The sequence below is a fragment of the Pseudomonas sp. MF6747 genome, from assembly GCF_963890955.1.
Classification (GTDB): domain Bacteria; phylum Pseudomonadota; class Gammaproteobacteria; order Pseudomonadales; family Pseudomonadaceae; genus Aquipseudomonas.
Genome location: NZ_CAWPSZ010000004.1, coordinates 220,337 through 236,812 on the forward strand (window position 1 = coordinate 220,337; position 16,476 = coordinate 236,812).

Sequence of the window (16,476 nt, forward strand, 5' to 3'; positions counted from 1 at the left end):
AACACCAACACAGGCGCCAACATCACTCCAACCAGCTGTTTTAAAACGATTTTCTCAGATGGCACAGCCTTTGCTCTCCTGCCTCCACCAGAGCTTGAACCCAACAAGCCGACCTCGATCAAGGCCAACGCCTTAAAACCACTGGAGTGTTTCCCATCATGAATGCATCACGCGCCGCAGGCCGCCAGGCCTTCGCCCACACCCTGTTATTCCTCGCCCTGTGCGAGGCCGCGAGCTACAGCAGCCTGGCCCTGGCCGCCGACGCGCCGGCCAGTGACAACCCTTTGGACACGGTCGTCGTGATCGGCAACCGTGGCCAGGCACGCACCCTGGCCGAAAGCCCGGCGCCGGTGGATGTGATTTCGTCCAAGCAACTGTTGGCCACCGGCCAGGGCGACCTGACCCGTGCGCTGAGCAAGGTGCTGCCGTCCCTCAACCAACCGGCTTCCTCGGGCTTCGGTTCCACCTCGGTGGTGCGCCCGATCAGCCTGCGTGGCCTCAACGGCGACCAAGTGCTGGTGCTGGTCAACGGCAAGCGCCGCCACAACAGCGCGCTGCTGAACAATGGCACTTACCTCAACTCCGGCTCGCAGCCAGTGGACCTGGACATGATCCCCACCGCCCTGGTGGATCATGTCGAAGTCCTGCGCGACGGCGCCTCGGCGCAATATGGCTCGGACGCCATCGGCGGCGTGGTCAACATCGTGCTCAAGCAGACCGACCACGGTGGCAGCCTGTCCACCAGCTACGGCCAGAACTACGAAAACGGCGACGGTGAAACCGTGCGTCAAACCGGTAACGTCGGCCTGGCCCTGCCCAACGATGGTTTTATCAACCTGGCCCTGGACGTGAAAAAGCAGAACATCTCGGACCGTTCCGACGACGCGCCGTACACCGACTCTGCCGGCAACACCAGCCAACGCCACACCTACTACGGCACCGGCCTGCCCGAGGCGAAAAACTTCAGCCTGGGTTACAACGCCGAGCTGCCGGTGGCCGACGCGCTGACCCTGTACTCGTTCTCGACCTTCACCCATCGCAATTCGGAAAAGCCCCTGGCGTTCCACCAGCCACCGTCGTTCAACGGCATCCAGACCCCGTACCCGGAAGGCATCGAAGACAACCTGCGCTTTATCGAAGATGATTTCCAGGTCGCGTTCGGCGGTAAAGGCCAGGCGGCCGGTTGGGACTACGACTTGTCCAGCACCTACGGCCAGGACCATGCGCGCGCCACGCTGACCGACACCTACAACCTGAGCTACGGCCCGACGTCGCCGACCTCGGTGGACACCGGCGTGAAGACCTTCAGCCAATGGACCAACAACCTCGACCTGACCCGCGCCTTTGACCTTGGCCTGTACAAGCCGACGCAAATCTCCTGGGGCCTGGAGCAGCGCTACGAGGACTACAAAATCGGCAAGGGCGACGTCGCCTCTTACGCCAGCGGGCCATTCGGCACTGGCGCCGACGGGTCAATCATTCCACCAGGAACGATTTCCGGCGCCGGTACCACACCGGCCGATGCCGCCGAAAAAAGCCGTATCAGCCTGGCGGGATACGGCGAGGTCGGACAGGATTTCACCGATAAATGGCACGTGGACCTGGCCGGTCGCTATGAGCATTACAACGACGGCTCCGGCACCACCACCAACGGCAAGTTCTCGACCCGTTACCAGCTGACGCCGATCCTGGCCGTGCGCGGCACCTTCAGCACCGGGTTCCGCGCGCCGTCGCTGGCCCAGCAGATCTACAGCGCCACCTCGCAAACCAGCGTCAACGGCCAACTGTTCGACTACCGCAACGTGGCGGTGAACTCCGACGTGGCCAAGGCGCTGGGCGCCAGCAACCTCAAGCCCGAGAAGTCGACCAACTTCAGCCTCGGTCTGACCCTGCAGCCCACCGATGCCACCAACATCACCCTCGACGCGTACCAGATCAAGATCAAGGACCGCATCGCCCAGACCGGCTACCTGGGCGGCACCCCGCAGATCAGCGCCATTCTCGCCGCCGCCGGGCTGAACCCGAACCAGGCGGTCACCTACTTCACCAACGCCCTGGACACCACCACCCGCGGCGTCGATCTGGTCGGCGATTATCGCCAGGACATCGGCGCCTACGGCAACCTCAAATACTCCGCCGGGTTCAACTGGAACACCACGCAGATCGACGACATCCACGCCTCCGCCGTCGCCGCGCAAGCCCTCGGCCCGGACGGTGGCTACGACCGTCAGCGCCAGGGCAACCTCAAGTACGGCCTGCCGCAATCCAAGCTGCTGCTGGGCACCACCTGGACCTACGACAAGCTGGAAGTGGCGCTCAACCTGACCCGCTACGGCGAGTACACGCAGTACGGTACCGCCGAGATCTACGACCGTACCTTCTCGCCGGCGTGGATCACCGACGTGAACATCGACTACCACCTGACCAAGGCCGTGACCTTGAATGCCGGTGCCAACAACCTGTTCAACAAGTACCCGGAGCGCACTGACCTGGCCAGCAGCTCGGGCGGTTTCCCCTATGGCAACTTCTCGCCTTACGGCACCACCGGCGGCTATTGGTACACCGGCGTGACCTACAACTTCTAACCCAGCGCATGGGGCCGGTTCGTCGGCTCCGTGCCTGACCTGAATGGGAGCCTGTGCATGACCCCTCGCACCGATCAACTCAAACTGGGCGCGTTTCTGGCCAACAGCGGCCACCACGTCGCCGCCTGGCGCCACCCGCTGGCCCAGGCCGATGCCAGCCTGGATTTCGAGCACTTCAAACACATCGCCCAGACCGCCGAGCGCGGTAAATTCGATGCACTGTTCATAGCCGACGTGGTCGCGCTGTGGGGCCATCATCACGATGCGCTGAGCCGCACTGCGCGCGCCGAGCACTTTGAGCCACTGACCTTGATGTCGGCCCTGGCTGCCGTCACCCACACTATCGGGCTGATCGCCACGGCCACCACCACCTACAACGAGCCGTACCATATCGCGCGCAAATTCGCCTCGCTGGACCACCTGTCCAAAGGCCGCGCCGCCTGGAACCTGGTGACCTCAGTGGTCCGCGATGAAGCCTGGAATTTCGGCCGCGAAAACCACGTGGACCACGGTGACCGCTACCAGCGCGCCGAAGAATTCCACGACGTGGTCAAGGGCCTGTGGGACAGCTGGGACGACGACGCCTTCACCCGCGACAAAGCCAGCGGCGAGTATTTCGACCCGGCCAAACTGCACACCCTCAACCATCGCGGCGCGCATTTTGCCGTGCGTGGCCCGCTCAACGTGGCGCGCTCGCCGCAGGGCCATCCGGTGCTGGTACAAGCCGGCGCGTCGGAGCCCGGCAAGCAGTTGGCGGCGCGCGTGGCCGAGCTGATCTTTGCCCACGCGCACAACATTGAAGGTGCGCAGGCGTTTTATCAGGACATCAAGCAACGTGCCGCCGCCTTTGGCCGCGACCCTGATCACGTGAAAATCCTGCCCGGCGTCACGCCGTTTATCGCCGACACACGCGAACAGGCCCAAGCCTTGTTCGAGGAGTTCCAGGCACTGATCGACCCGGTACTGGGCCTGCGCCTGCTCGCCGACACCCTGGGCGATGACATCGACCTGTCCGGCCATGACCTCGACGGCCCGCTGCCGGACACACCGGTAGGCCAACGCGGCAGCCGTCGCGACAAGGTGCTGGAACTGGCGCGCAGCGAAAACCTGAGCATTCGCCAGCTGTACCTGCGCCTGGCCGGCGGCAACCCGGTGATCGGCACCGCCACGGATGTGGCGGACCATTTCCAGGCGTGGTTCCAGGCGCGCGCCTGCGACGGCTTCAATGTGTTCTTCCCGTATTTTCCCGGTTCCATCGAGCTGTTTGTCGAACGCGTGATCCCGCTGCTGCAGGCGCGCGGGCTGTTCCGTCATGAATACGAAGGCAGCACCTTGCGCGAAAACCTCGGCCTGCCACGCCCGGCCAACCGCTTTACCCAAGGAGCCCCCGCATGAAGCGCAGCGCATGGATGCTGGCAGTCGGTAGCCTGATCGCCTCCAAGGCGTTTGCCCTGAACATCTTGCTGAGCAATGACGACGGTTATCAGCACCCGAACATTCGCGCGCTGTACACCGCACTCAAGGCTGCGGGGCACAACGTGAAAGTTGCCGCGCCGCAAAGCGACCAGAGTGCGCGTGGCGGCGCGTTCTTTTTTGGTCGCGAAGTCAGCGTCGGCCACGACAGCGACCCGGCCTACCCGGACAGCTACTTCATCAGCACCCATGAAAAAGGCCTGTGCCAGAGCGCCGAGTGCGCCGGTAAAGCGGTGCAGATCCAGATCAGTGGCACGCCCGTGATGGCGGTGCTGCTGGGCCTGAATAAAATCCTGCCACACCCTGATCTAGTCATCGTCGGCCCCAACCCCGGCAACAACCTGGGGGCGATCAACATGGCCTCGGGCACGTTCAATGCCGCAAGTGTGGCGCTGCAGGCCGGAGTGCCGGCGCTGGCGGTGAGTACCGACTTGAAAGAGGCCGATCCGCAACGCGCCGCGCAGTTGATCGTGAAGCTGGTGCACGCCCTCGATCAACATCGCCAGCCGGACGGCGCGCTGCTGCCCAAAGGGCTGGGCCTGAACATCAACCTGCCCAAAGACTCGCAGATCAAAGGCGTGAAGCTCACTCGCATCGGCAGCTATGTGGGTTTTGAAGCGCTGTACACCGACGACCTCAAGCAATTCAACCTGCCAGGCAAGCCGGGCATCGGCTTCCAGTACAGCTCCGCCGCCAGCGCTGCACAGCAAAACGATGAGGCGGTGTGGCTGAACAAGGGCTACCTGACCATCAGCCCGTTCAGCGGCCTTGCGGAGTCGATCAGCGCTGGCCCCGTGCTGCAAAAGCAATTGGCCCAGGAGATGAAACCATGAGCGCAGGCTTTTCCCTGGGATTTCTGAGTCGGGTCTATAGCCCCAGCGCTGATCCCAAGGTGTACCGCGACACGCTGGAACTGTTCAGGGTTGCCGAAGAGTTGGGCTTCGACAGCGGCTGGGTGGCGCAGCACCATTTCGCCAGCGAAAACGGGCGCCTGCCCTCGCCGCTGGTGTTGCTCGCCGCCATCGCCCAGCGCACGCGGCGCATCAGCCTCGGCAGCGGCATTATCGTGTTGCCCCAGGAGGCGCCGTTGCGGTTGGCGGAAGATGCGGCGGTGCTCGATTTACTCAGCCACGGCCGTCTGGAATTAGGCCTTGGCGCCGGCTTTGATCCTGAGACGTTTGTCGCTTTTGGCCGCGCGCATGAAGCCCGCCATCGCGACTACGAGCAGCACCTGCAACAGCTGCTTAATGCGTTGGGCAACGCGCCGTTGACCGACAGCGGTTCACGCCTGCTGCCGCGCGCCCACGGCTTGAGCCACCGGCTGTGGGAAGCCACGTCGCGGGTGGAATTGGTCGCCGAGCGCGGTCACGGGCTGATCATGGCGCCCAATCCGCACCTGCCGGCGCACGCCGGTGCAGCACTGGTGACGCGCTACCGCAACGCCTGGACCGGCGACAACGGCACACCGGCGCGCATCGCACGGGTGCAGGCATTATTCCCTGCGCCCGATGAGGCCACGCGCCGCGACATCCTCGCCTATGTGCAGCGCCAGCAAAGTATCGGTGTGTTCAAGGGCGAGATTGACGCCGACTTCGACACCACCCTCAAGCGCCTCGGCGTGCTGCACGGCCCGGTGGCGCAGATTATCGAACAGCTGCAGCAAGGCCCGACGTTGAGCGCCCACGACCAGTTGATCCTGCAAGTGCAGACCGTCAGCACGCCGTTGCGCGATGCCCTGCGCGCTCTGGAAATCATCCGCGAACACATCGCCCCGGCCCTTGGCTGGCGACCGACCCTGGCCACAGGAAACCTGTCATGAGTTTTAAACTGGGCTTTCTCAGCCACGCCTTTGGTGAGGATCCACAACAGGTCTACCGCGACCTGATCGAGCAGTTTGAAGTCGCCGAAGCGCTGGGCTTCGACGGCGGCTGGATTGCCCAGCACCACCTGAGCAATGGCTTCGGCCGCTTGCCTTCACCCTTGGTGTTGCTGGCGGCGGTGGCCGAGCGCACGCGACAGATCGAACTGGGCACCGGGGTGATTGTGTTGCCGTTCGAAGACCCGATCCGCCTGGCCGAAGACGCCAGCGTGCTCGACGCCTTGAGCGGCGGTCGCGTGCAGTTGGGCCTGGGCAGCGGCGGCGCCAACCTCGACAACTTCAGCGCCTTCGACCGTGACCCGAGCCGGCGCCAGGCGGATTTCGCCGAGCGTCAGCAGCGCCTGCAGCATCTGCTGCAAGGCCAACCACTGAGCGGCGAACTGACCTTGCAACCGCCCGCGCCCGGCTTGAGTGCGCGACTGTGGCATTCCCACGCCAGCCTCGACGGCGCCCTCTACACCGCCCAGCAAGGCAACGGCCTGCTGCTGGGCACCGCCACACATGACCCACTCACGGTGCAAAAACCGCTGGCCGATGCCTACCTGCACGCCTGGTCGCACGCTGAGCGCGCGCCGCGCATTGGCGTGGTCCGCGCGATCTTCCCGGCCGACAGCCGCGCCAGCTCCCAGGCTGAACTGGCGGTGGACATCGAGCGGCACATCCCGCGCCTGCAACGCGAAGGCCTGATCAACGAGGCGCTGGACCTGCAGGAACACCTGCGCCTGATGAACGTGCACCACGGCCATCCCGATGAAGTGATCGAAAGCTTGCAGCACGACCCGTCGCTGCTGCCTTATGCTGATTACGTGATCGCCGTGGTCCAGGCCGAAAGCTCGACCCAGGCGCAGATCCTCAAGCGCCTGGAAATCATCGCCAAGGACATCGCCCCGGCGCTGGGTTGGCAAAAACGATGAAGAATGGAGCGCACCAATGCCCCTTCAATTCAGCTGGCTGATGCCCCTGTGTACGCCCGATTGGGCGGCGCGGCCGGGGCAATGGATTCAGTTGGCCCAAGCGGTTGAATACGCCGGGCTCGATGGCCTGTGGATACCCGGGGGTGCCTTGTGCGCCGACAGCCTGGGTGTGGCGGCAGCGTTGTGCGCGCACACGCGGCGGGTGCAGTTGTCGGTGAGCGTGCCGCCAGAGGTAATGCTGCCGGCAGCACTGGCAACCACCCTGCAGAGTTTGCAATCGATCAGCGGCCATCGCGTGCAACTGCACCTGCCAAACGCTGAGCGCAGCGCGTTCGGCGAATGGCTCAACCGCGACCAGCGCAGCGAGCGCATCGGCGAATACCTGGACATCCTCCAGCAACTGCTCACAGCCAATAACGGCGGTCTGGACTATCAAGGCCGGTATTTCCAGCTGGAAAACGCCGGCGTCGCCCGCCGCGAGTTGCCCGCGCCTGCGCTGGTGCTGGACGACAGCCAGAGCCATACGCTGGTGGCCGCGCATGCCCAGACCTGCCTGCTGGCGCCTGGGCATCCGCATTGGCTGGCCCAGCAAATACAGGGTTGGCGGCAGAGCCAACCGGACCTTGAGTTTGCCTGCACCTTCGGCCTGATTCTCGGCGACAGCGAAGACCTGGCCTGGGAAACCGCTGCCACCTTGCTGCCCGTGCCGGACCTGCCGGATGAACCGCTGGCCACCCTGCCCCGTGCCCGCCACCCGTTGCGCCAATGGGAAGTGCACCCGAATTTGCTGCAACTGCAGCCCGGGCAACCGCTGATCCTGGTCGGCACCCCGCAACAGGTCGCCACGCGCCTGCAGGAACTGCACGGGCTGGGCCTGAGCCACCTGATCCTGGAAGGCGGCCCGGCGGTCAGCGAAGTACTGCGTTTTGGCGAACAGGTGGTCCCCCTTTTGCGCAAGGAGCGCTTGCACGATGAGCAATGATGTACGCCCACCGATCCAGCTGGACTGGTTCCTGCCCACCAACGGCGACGGCCGCCACCTCACCAGCAGCGGCCTGCCCAAGGTCGGGTTGTTCCAGCAAGGCGAACGCGCACCGACGCTGGACTACCTGCGCCAGATCGTACGCGCCACCGAACAGGCCGGTTTTGACGGCATCATGGTGCCCACCGCCAGCGGCTTCGAAGACCCGTGGCTGATCACCGCCGTGCTGGCCCAGGAAGTGCGCCGCCTGAACTTCCTGCTCACCTTGCGGCCCGGCACCGAATTGCCGGCCTACACCGCCCACCGCGCCGCCACTTTGCAATTGCTCAGCGAGAATCGCCTGGCCTTGCATGTGGTGACCGGCTCCAGCCGTTTCGAGCAGCGCTCGCTGGGCGACTTTCTCGAACACGACGAACGCTATGCGCGCACCGCTGAATTCCTGCAGCAATTCCAGGCTGTCTGGGCCGGCCAGCCTTCGGCGCATCCCGGACGTTATTACCGCAGCGGCACCCACACGCCGATCGCGCCCGGCGCTGTGGTGCCGCCCATCTATTTCGGCGGCGCCTCCGAAGCCGCCGAACGCGTCGGCGCGGCCCATGGGCAAACCTATTTGATGTGGTGCGAACCGCCGGTGATGATCGCCGAACGCATCCAGCGCATGCGCGATCTGGCCGCCGCTCAGGGCCGCACGCTGCGCTTCGGGCTGCGCCTGCATGTGTTCGCCGCGCCCACCGATGAGCAGGCGTGGGCGCATGTTGAGCGGTTGCTGGAGGAGATCCCCAAGGACGCGATCGACCAGGCGCAACGGCAGATGGCCGCCTATGAGTCTGTCGGCCAGAGCCGCCAGACGCAGTTGATGCAAGGCCGTGGCCGCGGTGCGCGGGAGCTGGAGGTGTCGGCCAACCTGTGGGCGGGCGTGGGTTTGGTACGCGGGGGTGCGGGCACGGCGTTGGTGGGGAGCTATGCGCGGGTGGCGGAGCGGATCGAGGAGTATCACCAACTGGGGGTAGACAGTTTTATCTTGTCTGGTTTTCCTCATTTGGAAGAGGCGATTCATGTGGGGGCGCAGGTGGTGCCACTGTTACGCAAGATTGGTGCGGCTCGGGGGGGCAGTGGTGTCGGGCTTGTTGGGCCTGGTGGTGGGTCAGTGAGTTTATGAGTTGGCTGAGCTGGGGTGATTGGGGGCATATCCGTTATTTGGGTGATGGCTGCTTTTGGTTCCGCCCTTACGGCGGGTCACTTTGGAAAAGCCCCAAAGTAACCAAAGGGCTCTTGCCCCACCACTCGGCACCTCGCCTAGGCTCGGTGTGCCCGAACGAAGGCTTGAATCCGTGGGCCGCCGTGACGGGCCATCCATGGCCCAACACGGCTAACCCGGCGTCCTGCCGGGTTACCCACGGATTCAAGCCTGCGTTCGGCCAGCGTGGTTTAACGGGGCGCCTAAGATCAAAGTCAAAGGCAGATCAAGATCAAAAGCAGAGCACGGCGGCCTAGTAGCCGACCTGAGTGGTAGAAGCAAAAGCAAAGCCGAGGCGGCCTGACAGCCGGCCTGATCTTGAAGGCTGAACCCAATTCAATGTGGGAGCTGGCTTGCCTGCGATGGCATCTACTGGTTATGCCTGATACACCGAGGTGTCTGCATCGCAGGCAAGCCAGCTCCCACAGAAAAACAAAGCAGTGCGGTGCTGGAGGCGGGACTCGGTCAAATTGTGGGAGCGGGCTTGCCTGCGGTGGTATCTACTGGTTATGCCTGACGCACCGAGGTGTCTGCATCGCAGGCAAGCCAGCTCCCACAGAAAAGCAAAAGCAGAGCGGTGCAGTGCTGGCGGCTGCACTCGGTCAACTTGTGGGAGCGGGCTTGCTCGCGAAGGCGGTGTGTCAGTGACACATGAGTTGACTGACCCACCGCATTCGCGAGCAAGCCCGCTCCCACATTTAGAACTCTGTGCATCAGATAGACGTGTGTTGCTGTGCTTTTGATCCGCTTTTGCTTCAACCACTCAGGTCGGCTACTAGGCCGCCGTGCTCTGCTCTTGATCTGCTTTTGACTTTGATCTGACAGGCCCCGTCAACCACGCTGGCCGAACGCAGGCTTGAATCCGTGGGTAACCCGGCAGGACGCCGGGTTAGCCGCGTTGGGCCATGGATGGCCCGTCGCGGCGGCCCACGGATTCAAGCCGGAGTGAGGGCACACCGAGCCTGGGCGAGGTGCCGAGTGGTGGGGCAAAGACCTTTTGGTTACTTTTGGCTGGGCCGGCATTCCGGGCGTTTGCCAAAAGTGACCCGCTGTAAGAGCGGAACCGCCAGCCGCCGTTACCGCAGCAACGGATATGTACTCCCCCCAAAAGCCCCCCCCACTCAAATCCGCCGACGCCGACCAAGCTGCGGAATAGCCGTCTGCACAACATCCACACCCTCCACCCGTGTCGCAGTGCAGGCTGCAAGCTGCGCCAAGGTCGGCTGACTGAACAACATCCGCGCATCCACATCCAACCCCGCCTTGCGCATACGCGCCACCAAACTCACCGCCAGCAACGAATGCCCGCCCAGCTCGAAGAAATGGTCATGCCGCCCTACCCGCTCCAACTTCAAGACCTGCGCCCAAATCCCCGCCATCAAGGTTTCCACCTCACCAACCGGCGCTTCATACGCACGGCTGACCACCGCCTCCAACCCCGGCTCAGGCAGCGCCTTGCGATCAAGCTTACCGGCAGGATTAAGCGGCAATACCTCAAGCTGCACAAAAGCCGCCGGCACCATGTACTCCGGCAATTGCTCCAGCACATACGCACGCAAGGCCTCCAGGCTCGGCGCCTGAGCGCGCAGGGTGAAGTAGGCCACCAGCCGCTCATCGCGAATCAGCACCGCCACTTCGCGCAACGCCGGATGCGCCGCCAGACGTGACTCGATCTCCCCCAGCTCCAGGCGCACCCCGCGCAGCTTGACCTGAAAGTCATTGCGCCCCAGAAATTCCAGATTACCGTCCGGCAAGTAACGCACCAGATCGCCCGTGCGGTACAGCCGGTCACCCGCCACGAACGGGCTGTCGATAAAGCGCTCGGCCGTCATCTGCTCCAGCCCCAGATAACCCCGCGCTACGCCAACGCCGCCGATATGCAACTGGCCGCTGACGCCCAACGGCACCGGCGCATCGTGTTCGTCGAGCACATACAGGCGCGTGTTGTTGATCGCACGGCCAATCGGCAACTGCAAGGCCGGCACCGGATCGCCGGGTTCCAACGTCCACGCGCTGCTGTCCACCGTGGCTTCGGTGGGCCCGTAGACGTTATGCAAACGCACCTTGGGCAAGCGCGCCTGCACGCCACGGGCCAGGGCTTCGGTGAGTTCGCCGCCGCCGCAGAGCACGTCGGTGAGGCTGGTGCACAACGCCGACTCTTCCAGCTCGAGAAACTGCTGCAACATTGCCGGCACGAACTTGATTACCGTGATCTGCTGCTCGCGGATCACTTGCGCCAGATAAGCCGGTTCACGGTGGCCGTCGGGCCGCGCAAGGACCAGGCGCATGCCGTTGGCCAGCGGCCAGAACAACTCCCACACCGAGCCGTCGAAACTGAACGGCGCACGTTGCAACAACGCGCCGCCTTCGGCATTCGGGCACAGCCGGGAGCCCCAGTGCATCAGGTTGCCCAGGCCGCGATGTTCGATCATCACGCCTTTGGGCGTGCCGGTGGAGCCCGAGGTGTACATCACGTAGGCCAGGTTGGCGACGCTCAAGCCGGGCACCGACGGATTGCCGATGGGCGCCTGGCTCCAGGCGTTCTGGTCAAAGTCGATCACCGGGACAGACACCGCGCCCGGCACGTCGCGGGTGGCGGCGTGCACTAGCAGGGCCACCGGTTGGCTGTCGTTGAGCATGTAGGCCAGGCGCTCGCGCGGATAGCCAGGGTCGAGCGGCACATAGGCGCCGCCCGCCTTGAGAATCGCCAGCAAACCCACCACCAGGTCCAGCCCGCGTTCGACACACAGCGCCACCCGCGAATCCGGCTCAACCCCGCGTTCACGCAGGTGAAAGGCCAGCTGATTCGCGCGCTCATTAAGCTCGCGGTAGGTCAGTTGCAGTTCGCCGGCCTGTACCGCAATGGCATGGGGAATGTGCCGCGCGTGGGCTTCAAACAGCGCCTGCACGGTAAGGGTTTCGGGGTAGTCGGTTTCAGTGGCGTTAAGGTCCACCAACAGCCGGTGCAGCTCGCTGGCAGGCAGCACCGGCACCGTGCGCAATGGCGTGGCCGGTGCGTGTTCAAGGGCATGGGCCAGGCCATGCAGGGTCGTGTCGAGGTACGCCAACAGTCGCTCGGCGCCAACCTTGCGCGGCGCCTTGGCCTTGAGCCGAAAGCCGCTGGCAACGTCGTCAACGGTGAGCATCAACGGGTAACTGACGATATCTTCACTGCTGAGCAACGCAATGCCCGGCACCAGGTTCAGGCGTGGGTCGGCGTCGGTGTGACGGTAGTTGAGCAGGCTGTTGAACAGCGGCGACGCACTGCTGCAACGCTGGGCCAATGCGAGCGAAGCCTGTTCATGGGCCAATAACGCGCTGAGCTGGGTGTGGGTGTCGTTGAGCGCATCGAGCACGGTTTGCCCGGCCAGGCGCACGCGCAACGGCAAGGTATTGATGAACATGCCCAGCGCGCGATCAGCGCCTTCGCCGGCTTGCAGACGGCCGAGCAGCACGGTGCCGAACACCACGTCATCGCGGCCCGCGACACGGCTGAGCACGTGCGCCCAGGCCAGATGAAACAGGCTGGCAGCGCTGACGCCAAGGGCACGCGCCTGGGCCCGCAGGCGTTGGTTGAGCACGTCGCCGAGGGGTTGTTCGGACTCCTCGATTTCAGCGCGGTCCGCCTGCCGCTCCTGCAAGCCGAACGCCAGGGTCGGCTCGTCGACATCCGCCAGGCGCTCGCGGAAGAACGCCTCGTGGGCGGCCTGTCGTTCCGGCGCCCGGGTCTGTGCGACCACATTGCGATACGGCACCGGCACCGGCAGTTGCGCCTGCTCCCCAAGCAGGTGCGCGCGAATTTCGTCCACCAGCACAGTGGTTGAGGTGGCGTCGTTGACCAGGTGATGGAAACGCAGTTTGGCAACCCAGCGCCGGTTGTGCGGTTCTTCGGCGTAATCCAGGGCCATCAGCGGCGCCTGGCGCAAGTCCAGTGGCTGATGTTGTTCGCGCAGGGGTTGAACCCGCAATTGTGCATCGCGCCACACCACTTGCATGGGCTGGTCCAGGGCATCCCAAACCAGGCTGGTACGCAGGATATCGTGACGGTTGATCACCTGTTGCAACGCCTGGGCAAACGCGTCGAGCTGCGCGCGACTGGCGAAACTGAACAGCGCATGTTGCTGGTAGGGGTCGCGCTCGTCGGTGAGGTGGTGGTAAAGCAAGCCCTCCTGCAACGGCGCCAGCGGGTAGATTTCCTGCACATTGGCCGCCCCTCCGGGAATGCCGGCGACGATGCGATCAATGCCGGGCTGATCCAGGTCGGCCAGTGCGAGCATGTCTGGCGTGATGTGCGTGCAACCCGACGGGATGCGGTTAGCCGGCACCTGTTTGTCGCTGCCGGCACTGGCCGCCGCCAACGCTGCCAGGGTGGGCTGGCCGAACAATACCTGCACGTCGGCGCGCAACCCGGCATCACGCATGCGTTGCACCAGTTGCACCGCCAGCAGCGAGTGCCCGCCCAACTCGAAGAAATGATCATGGCGCCCTACCTGCTGCACGTGCAGCAATTGCGTCCAGATCTGCGCCAGGGTGGTTTCCACGCCTTCGCGTGGCGCCTCAAACAACCGCGTCACGAAAGCCGCTTGTGTGGGCGCCGGCAAGGCCTTGCGGTCGAGCTTGCCGTTGGCGGTGAGCGGGAAAGCCGCCAGCTTCACGTAGGCCGCCGGCAGCATGTAGTCAGGCAACGAGGCTTGCAGATGGGCACGCAGCGATTCGACAGTGACGCTGGCGCGTTCGACATACCACGCCAGCAATTGCCCCTCACGAAACAGCACGGCGGCTTCCATGACGGCCGGGTGCGTGGCCAGCGCAGATTCGATTTCCCCCAGCTCGATACGCACGCCGCGGATTTTCACCTGATCGTCATTGCGGCCCAGGTACTCGAGATTGCCGTCGGGCAGCCAACGGGCCAGGTCGCCAGTGCGGTACATCCGGCCGTTGCTGAAGGGGTCATCGAGAAAGCGTTCGCCGGTCAGTTCCGGACGGTTGAGATACCCGCGCGCCACGCCCTTGCCGCCGACGTACAACTCCCCCGCCACACCGATGGGCACCGGGCGTTGCTGCTCATCAAGCAAGTAAACGCAGGCGTTGGCGATCGGTGCGCCGATATGCAGCGGCCCGCCCACTTCGACACGCCCGGAGGTGGCGACCACCGTGGCTTCGGTGGGGCCGTAGTTGTTGATCACGTCGAAGGTCTGCGTTCGGCTGAACGAGCGCAGACGGTCGCCGCCGATCAGCAATGTACGCAATGTAGGGTGTTCCAGGCGCTGACTGAAGGCGTACTCGGCCACCGGCGTCGGCAAAAAGCACACCTGCAACGGCTGCGCGCGCCACCAACTGAGCAATGCATCGACGTCCTGCGCGTCATCCTGTGCCGGCGGCAGGTGCAGCGTCGCGCCCACACACAGTGCCGGCCAGACTTCCCAGGCCATCGCATCAAACCCGAAGCCGGCCACGCTGGCCGTGTGGCTGCCGGCGCGCAGGTCGAACGCCCGGCAATGCCAGTCCACCAGGTTCGCCACCGTATGGTGCTCGACCATCACGCCCTTGGGCTGCCCGGTGGAGCCGGAGGTGTAGATCACATAGGCAAGGTTCGACGGCGTGACGGCGACCCGCGGACTCTCGCCCAGGTGCCCGGCCGGGTGCTCCAGGCGGATGACCGGCACGTCCAGCAAAGGCAGGCGATGCAGCAAATCCTGCTGGGTCAGCACCGCCACGGGCGCACTGTCGTGCAACAGGTAGTTCAGGCGTTCGGCAGGATGGGCCGGGTCCACGGGCACATAACAGGCGCCGGATTTGAGGATCGCCAACAATCCCACCAAGGTGTCCAGGCCACGCCGGGCCACAATCGCCACGCGATCGTCCAGCTGCACGCCGTGTTCGAGCAACTGCCAGGCCAGCGCATTGGCCTGTTGATCGAGCTGGGCGTAGGTCAGTTGCCGGCCCTGGTGCACCGCCGCGATGGCCTGCGGCGTGCGTGCGGCTTGCGCTTCTATGCGCGCGTGCAGGGTTTGCGGCTCGGTGGCGGGTTGTGCGGTGGCATTCCAACGCAGCAATTGGGCCTGTTCGGCGGGCGTGACCAGGGACAACTCACCCACGATCAGCGCGGTGTCTTCCAGGCCCTGCTCCAGCAGCCAGGTAAAGCGCTGCGCCATCGCTTTCACGTCGTCGTGCTGGAAATACGCCTCGTTGTACACGCAATGCAGGCACGCGGTGTCCTGGTAACGGTTGCTGCGCAGGTGGATAGCAATCGGCAGCGGCTCATGATGGTTGGAAACCTTGATCGCGCGGGCCTGGACCTGACCATAACGCAGGTCGTGGTCGTCCTGCTCGAAGGACACCGACAGGTCGAACAACTGACCGCGATCTGTACGCCGCAGGCCCAGCTCACGGTTCATCTCGCTCAACGGGAAGCGTTGATGACGGAAATCCTGCTTGAGCTGGTCACGTATGCCACGCACCAAGGCGCTGAAGGGCAAGTGCTGGCTGAACTGAAAACGCACCGCACTCACCTGGGTGAACAAACCCACGGTAGAACGAAAACGCGCGTTGGAGCGGTTGAGGATCGGCAACCCCACCACCCATTCATCGCGTTGGCTGGTGCGGGTGAAATACACGTACATCGCCGCCAGCAACACATGAAAGGCCGAGGCCTGATACCGGTTGGCCACTTGTTCCATGCGGTTGAGCAGCGCCACCGGGAACGCTTGCACCAGCGTATTGCTCGGCGCCTGCGCGTTGTGCCGAGGCGTCAACAGCGGCGCGGGCAGCACCTGGTATTTGTCCAGCCAATAGGCGCGGTCACGGGCGTAACGCGCCGATTGCAAGTAGCGCTGGTCGGTGTCGATGAAGTCGATATAGGACGGCGCCAGTGGCTCCGGTTGCCGACCTTGCTCCAGGTCGCTGTACAGCCGAGCCAGGGATTGCAGCATCTGGCCAAAGCCCCAGCCGTCGAGGATCAGGTGGTGAGCCTGGGTACCGAGACGGTAGTGGTCATCGTCGAGTTTGACCAGGAAAAACCGAAACAGCGGTTCACCGCTCATGGCGTACGGGCGGGCCATTTGCGCCTGCATCAATGCCTGGGTCGCGACCTGCGGGTCGGGCAGCGCAGAGAAATCGTACTGCCCCACTTCCACCGCCATGGCAGGGACGAAGGTTTGCCGAGGCAGACCCTGGTCGTCGCTATGCAGCTGGGTGCGCAACGCATCGTGTTTGGCCACCAGCCGCTCGACCGCGCGCTGGATCAAATCGGGGACCACCGGCCCGGCAAAATCGACATAGCCGCCGATGTTGTACAGCGGTGAGTCGCCCACACGCAGTTGGTCGAGCCAGATGTCCTGTTGGGCAGCGGTGAGGGGGAAGCTGGCCGGCTGGCGGGTGAGATGCGTCATAAGATCCTTCTCATG

At 64.2% G+C, this 16,476-nt stretch carries 8 protein-coding genes; 7 read left to right on the forward strand and 1 reads right to left on the reverse strand.

The genetic code is table 11. The annotated features are described in order from the left end of the window. The first annotated feature begins 158 nt into the window (after positions 1-158). The 7 genes from AACW30_RS06065 to AACW30_RS06095 are packed head-to-tail and all read left to right on the forward strand — an operon-like array spanning position 159 to position 8,992. A complete protein-coding gene (locus AACW30_RS06065) occupies positions 159-2,585 on the forward strand; it encodes a TonB-dependent receptor plug domain-containing protein (protein WP_106578911.1) in 2,427 nt (808 codons plus the stop codon). A 57-nt stretch (positions 2,586-2,642) separates the two neighbouring features. Next, entirely contained in the window at positions 2,643-3,980 is a 1,338-nt protein-coding gene (locus AACW30_RS06070) for an LLM class flavin-dependent oxidoreductase (RefSeq protein WP_179677091.1), read from the forward strand. Continuing rightward, the gene (locus AACW30_RS06075; protein WP_200624483.1) at positions 3,977-4,891 is read left to right on the forward strand and encodes a 5'/3'-nucleotidase SurE; all 915 of its coding nucleotides are present in this window, start codon (positions 3,977-3,979) and stop codon (positions 4,889-4,891) included. The genes AACW30_RS06070 and AACW30_RS06075 overlap by 4 nt, the downstream gene beginning before the upstream one ends. Further along, entirely contained in the window at positions 4,888-5,877 is a 990-nt protein-coding gene (locus tag AACW30_RS06080; RefSeq protein WP_200624484.1) for an LLM class flavin-dependent oxidoreductase, read from the forward strand. The genes AACW30_RS06075 and AACW30_RS06080 overlap by 4 nt, the downstream gene beginning before the upstream one ends. Further along, positions 5,874-6,851 carry an LLM class flavin-dependent oxidoreductase gene (locus tag AACW30_RS06085; RefSeq protein ID WP_200624485.1) on the forward strand — a complete coding sequence of 326 codons (978 nt, stop codon included), beginning with the start codon at positions 5,874-5,876 and terminating at the stop codon, positions 6,849-6,851. The genes AACW30_RS06080 and AACW30_RS06085 overlap by 4 nt, the downstream gene beginning before the upstream one ends. Before the next feature lie 16 nt (positions 6,852-6,867). Beyond that, positions 6,868-7,833: an LLM class flavin-dependent oxidoreductase gene (locus tag AACW30_RS06090; protein WP_124417977.1), complete on the forward strand. Its 966-nt coding sequence runs from the start codon at positions 6,868-6,870 to the stop codon at positions 7,831-7,833. Further along, entirely contained in the window at positions 7,823-8,992 is a 1,170-nt protein-coding gene (locus AACW30_RS06095; protein WP_200624486.1) for an LLM class flavin-dependent oxidoreductase, read from the forward strand. Before AACW30_RS06090 ends, AACW30_RS06095 begins: the two co-directional genes overlap by 11 nt. Before the next feature lie 1,199 nt (positions 8,993-10,191). Here AACW30_RS06095 and AACW30_RS06100 read toward each other — a convergent pair. Then, positions 10,192-16,461, reverse strand: coding sequence for a non-ribosomal peptide synthetase (locus AACW30_RS06100; protein ID WP_200624487.1), 6,270 nt, complete (start codon positions 16,459-16,461; stop codon positions 10,192-10,194). Positions 16,462-16,476: the final 15 nt, after the last annotated feature.

Bases quoted from the DNA above. Each gene is read 5' to 3' on its own strand.
- AACW30_RS06065 (WP_106578911.1), top strand. From the start codon at position 159: ATGAATGCATCACGCGCCGCAGGCCGCCAGGCCTTCGCCCACACCCTG.
- AACW30_RS06070 (WP_179677091.1), top strand. From the start codon at position 2,643: ATGACCCCTCGCACCGATCAACTCAAACTGGGCGCGTTTCTGGCCAAC.
- AACW30_RS06075 (WP_200624483.1), top strand. From the start codon at position 3,977: ATGAAGCGCAGCGCATGGATGCTGGCAGTCGGTAGCCTGATCGCCTCC.
- AACW30_RS06080 (WP_200624484.1), top strand. From the start codon at position 4,888: ATGAGCGCAGGCTTTTCCCTGGGATTTCTGAGTCGGGTCTATAGCCCC.
- AACW30_RS06085 (WP_200624485.1), top strand. From the start codon at position 5,874: ATGAGTTTTAAACTGGGCTTTCTCAGCCACGCCTTTGGTGAGGATCCA.
- AACW30_RS06090 (WP_124417977.1), top strand. From the start codon at position 6,868: ATGCCCCTTCAATTCAGCTGGCTGATGCCCCTGTGTACGCCCGATTGG.
- AACW30_RS06095 (WP_200624486.1), top strand. From the start codon at position 7,823: ATGAGCAATGATGTACGCCCACCGATCCAGCTGGACTGGTTCCTGCCC.
- AACW30_RS06100 (WP_200624487.1), bottom strand. From the start codon at position 16,461: ATGACGCATCTCACCCGCCAGCCGGCCAGCTTCCCCCTCACCGCTGCC.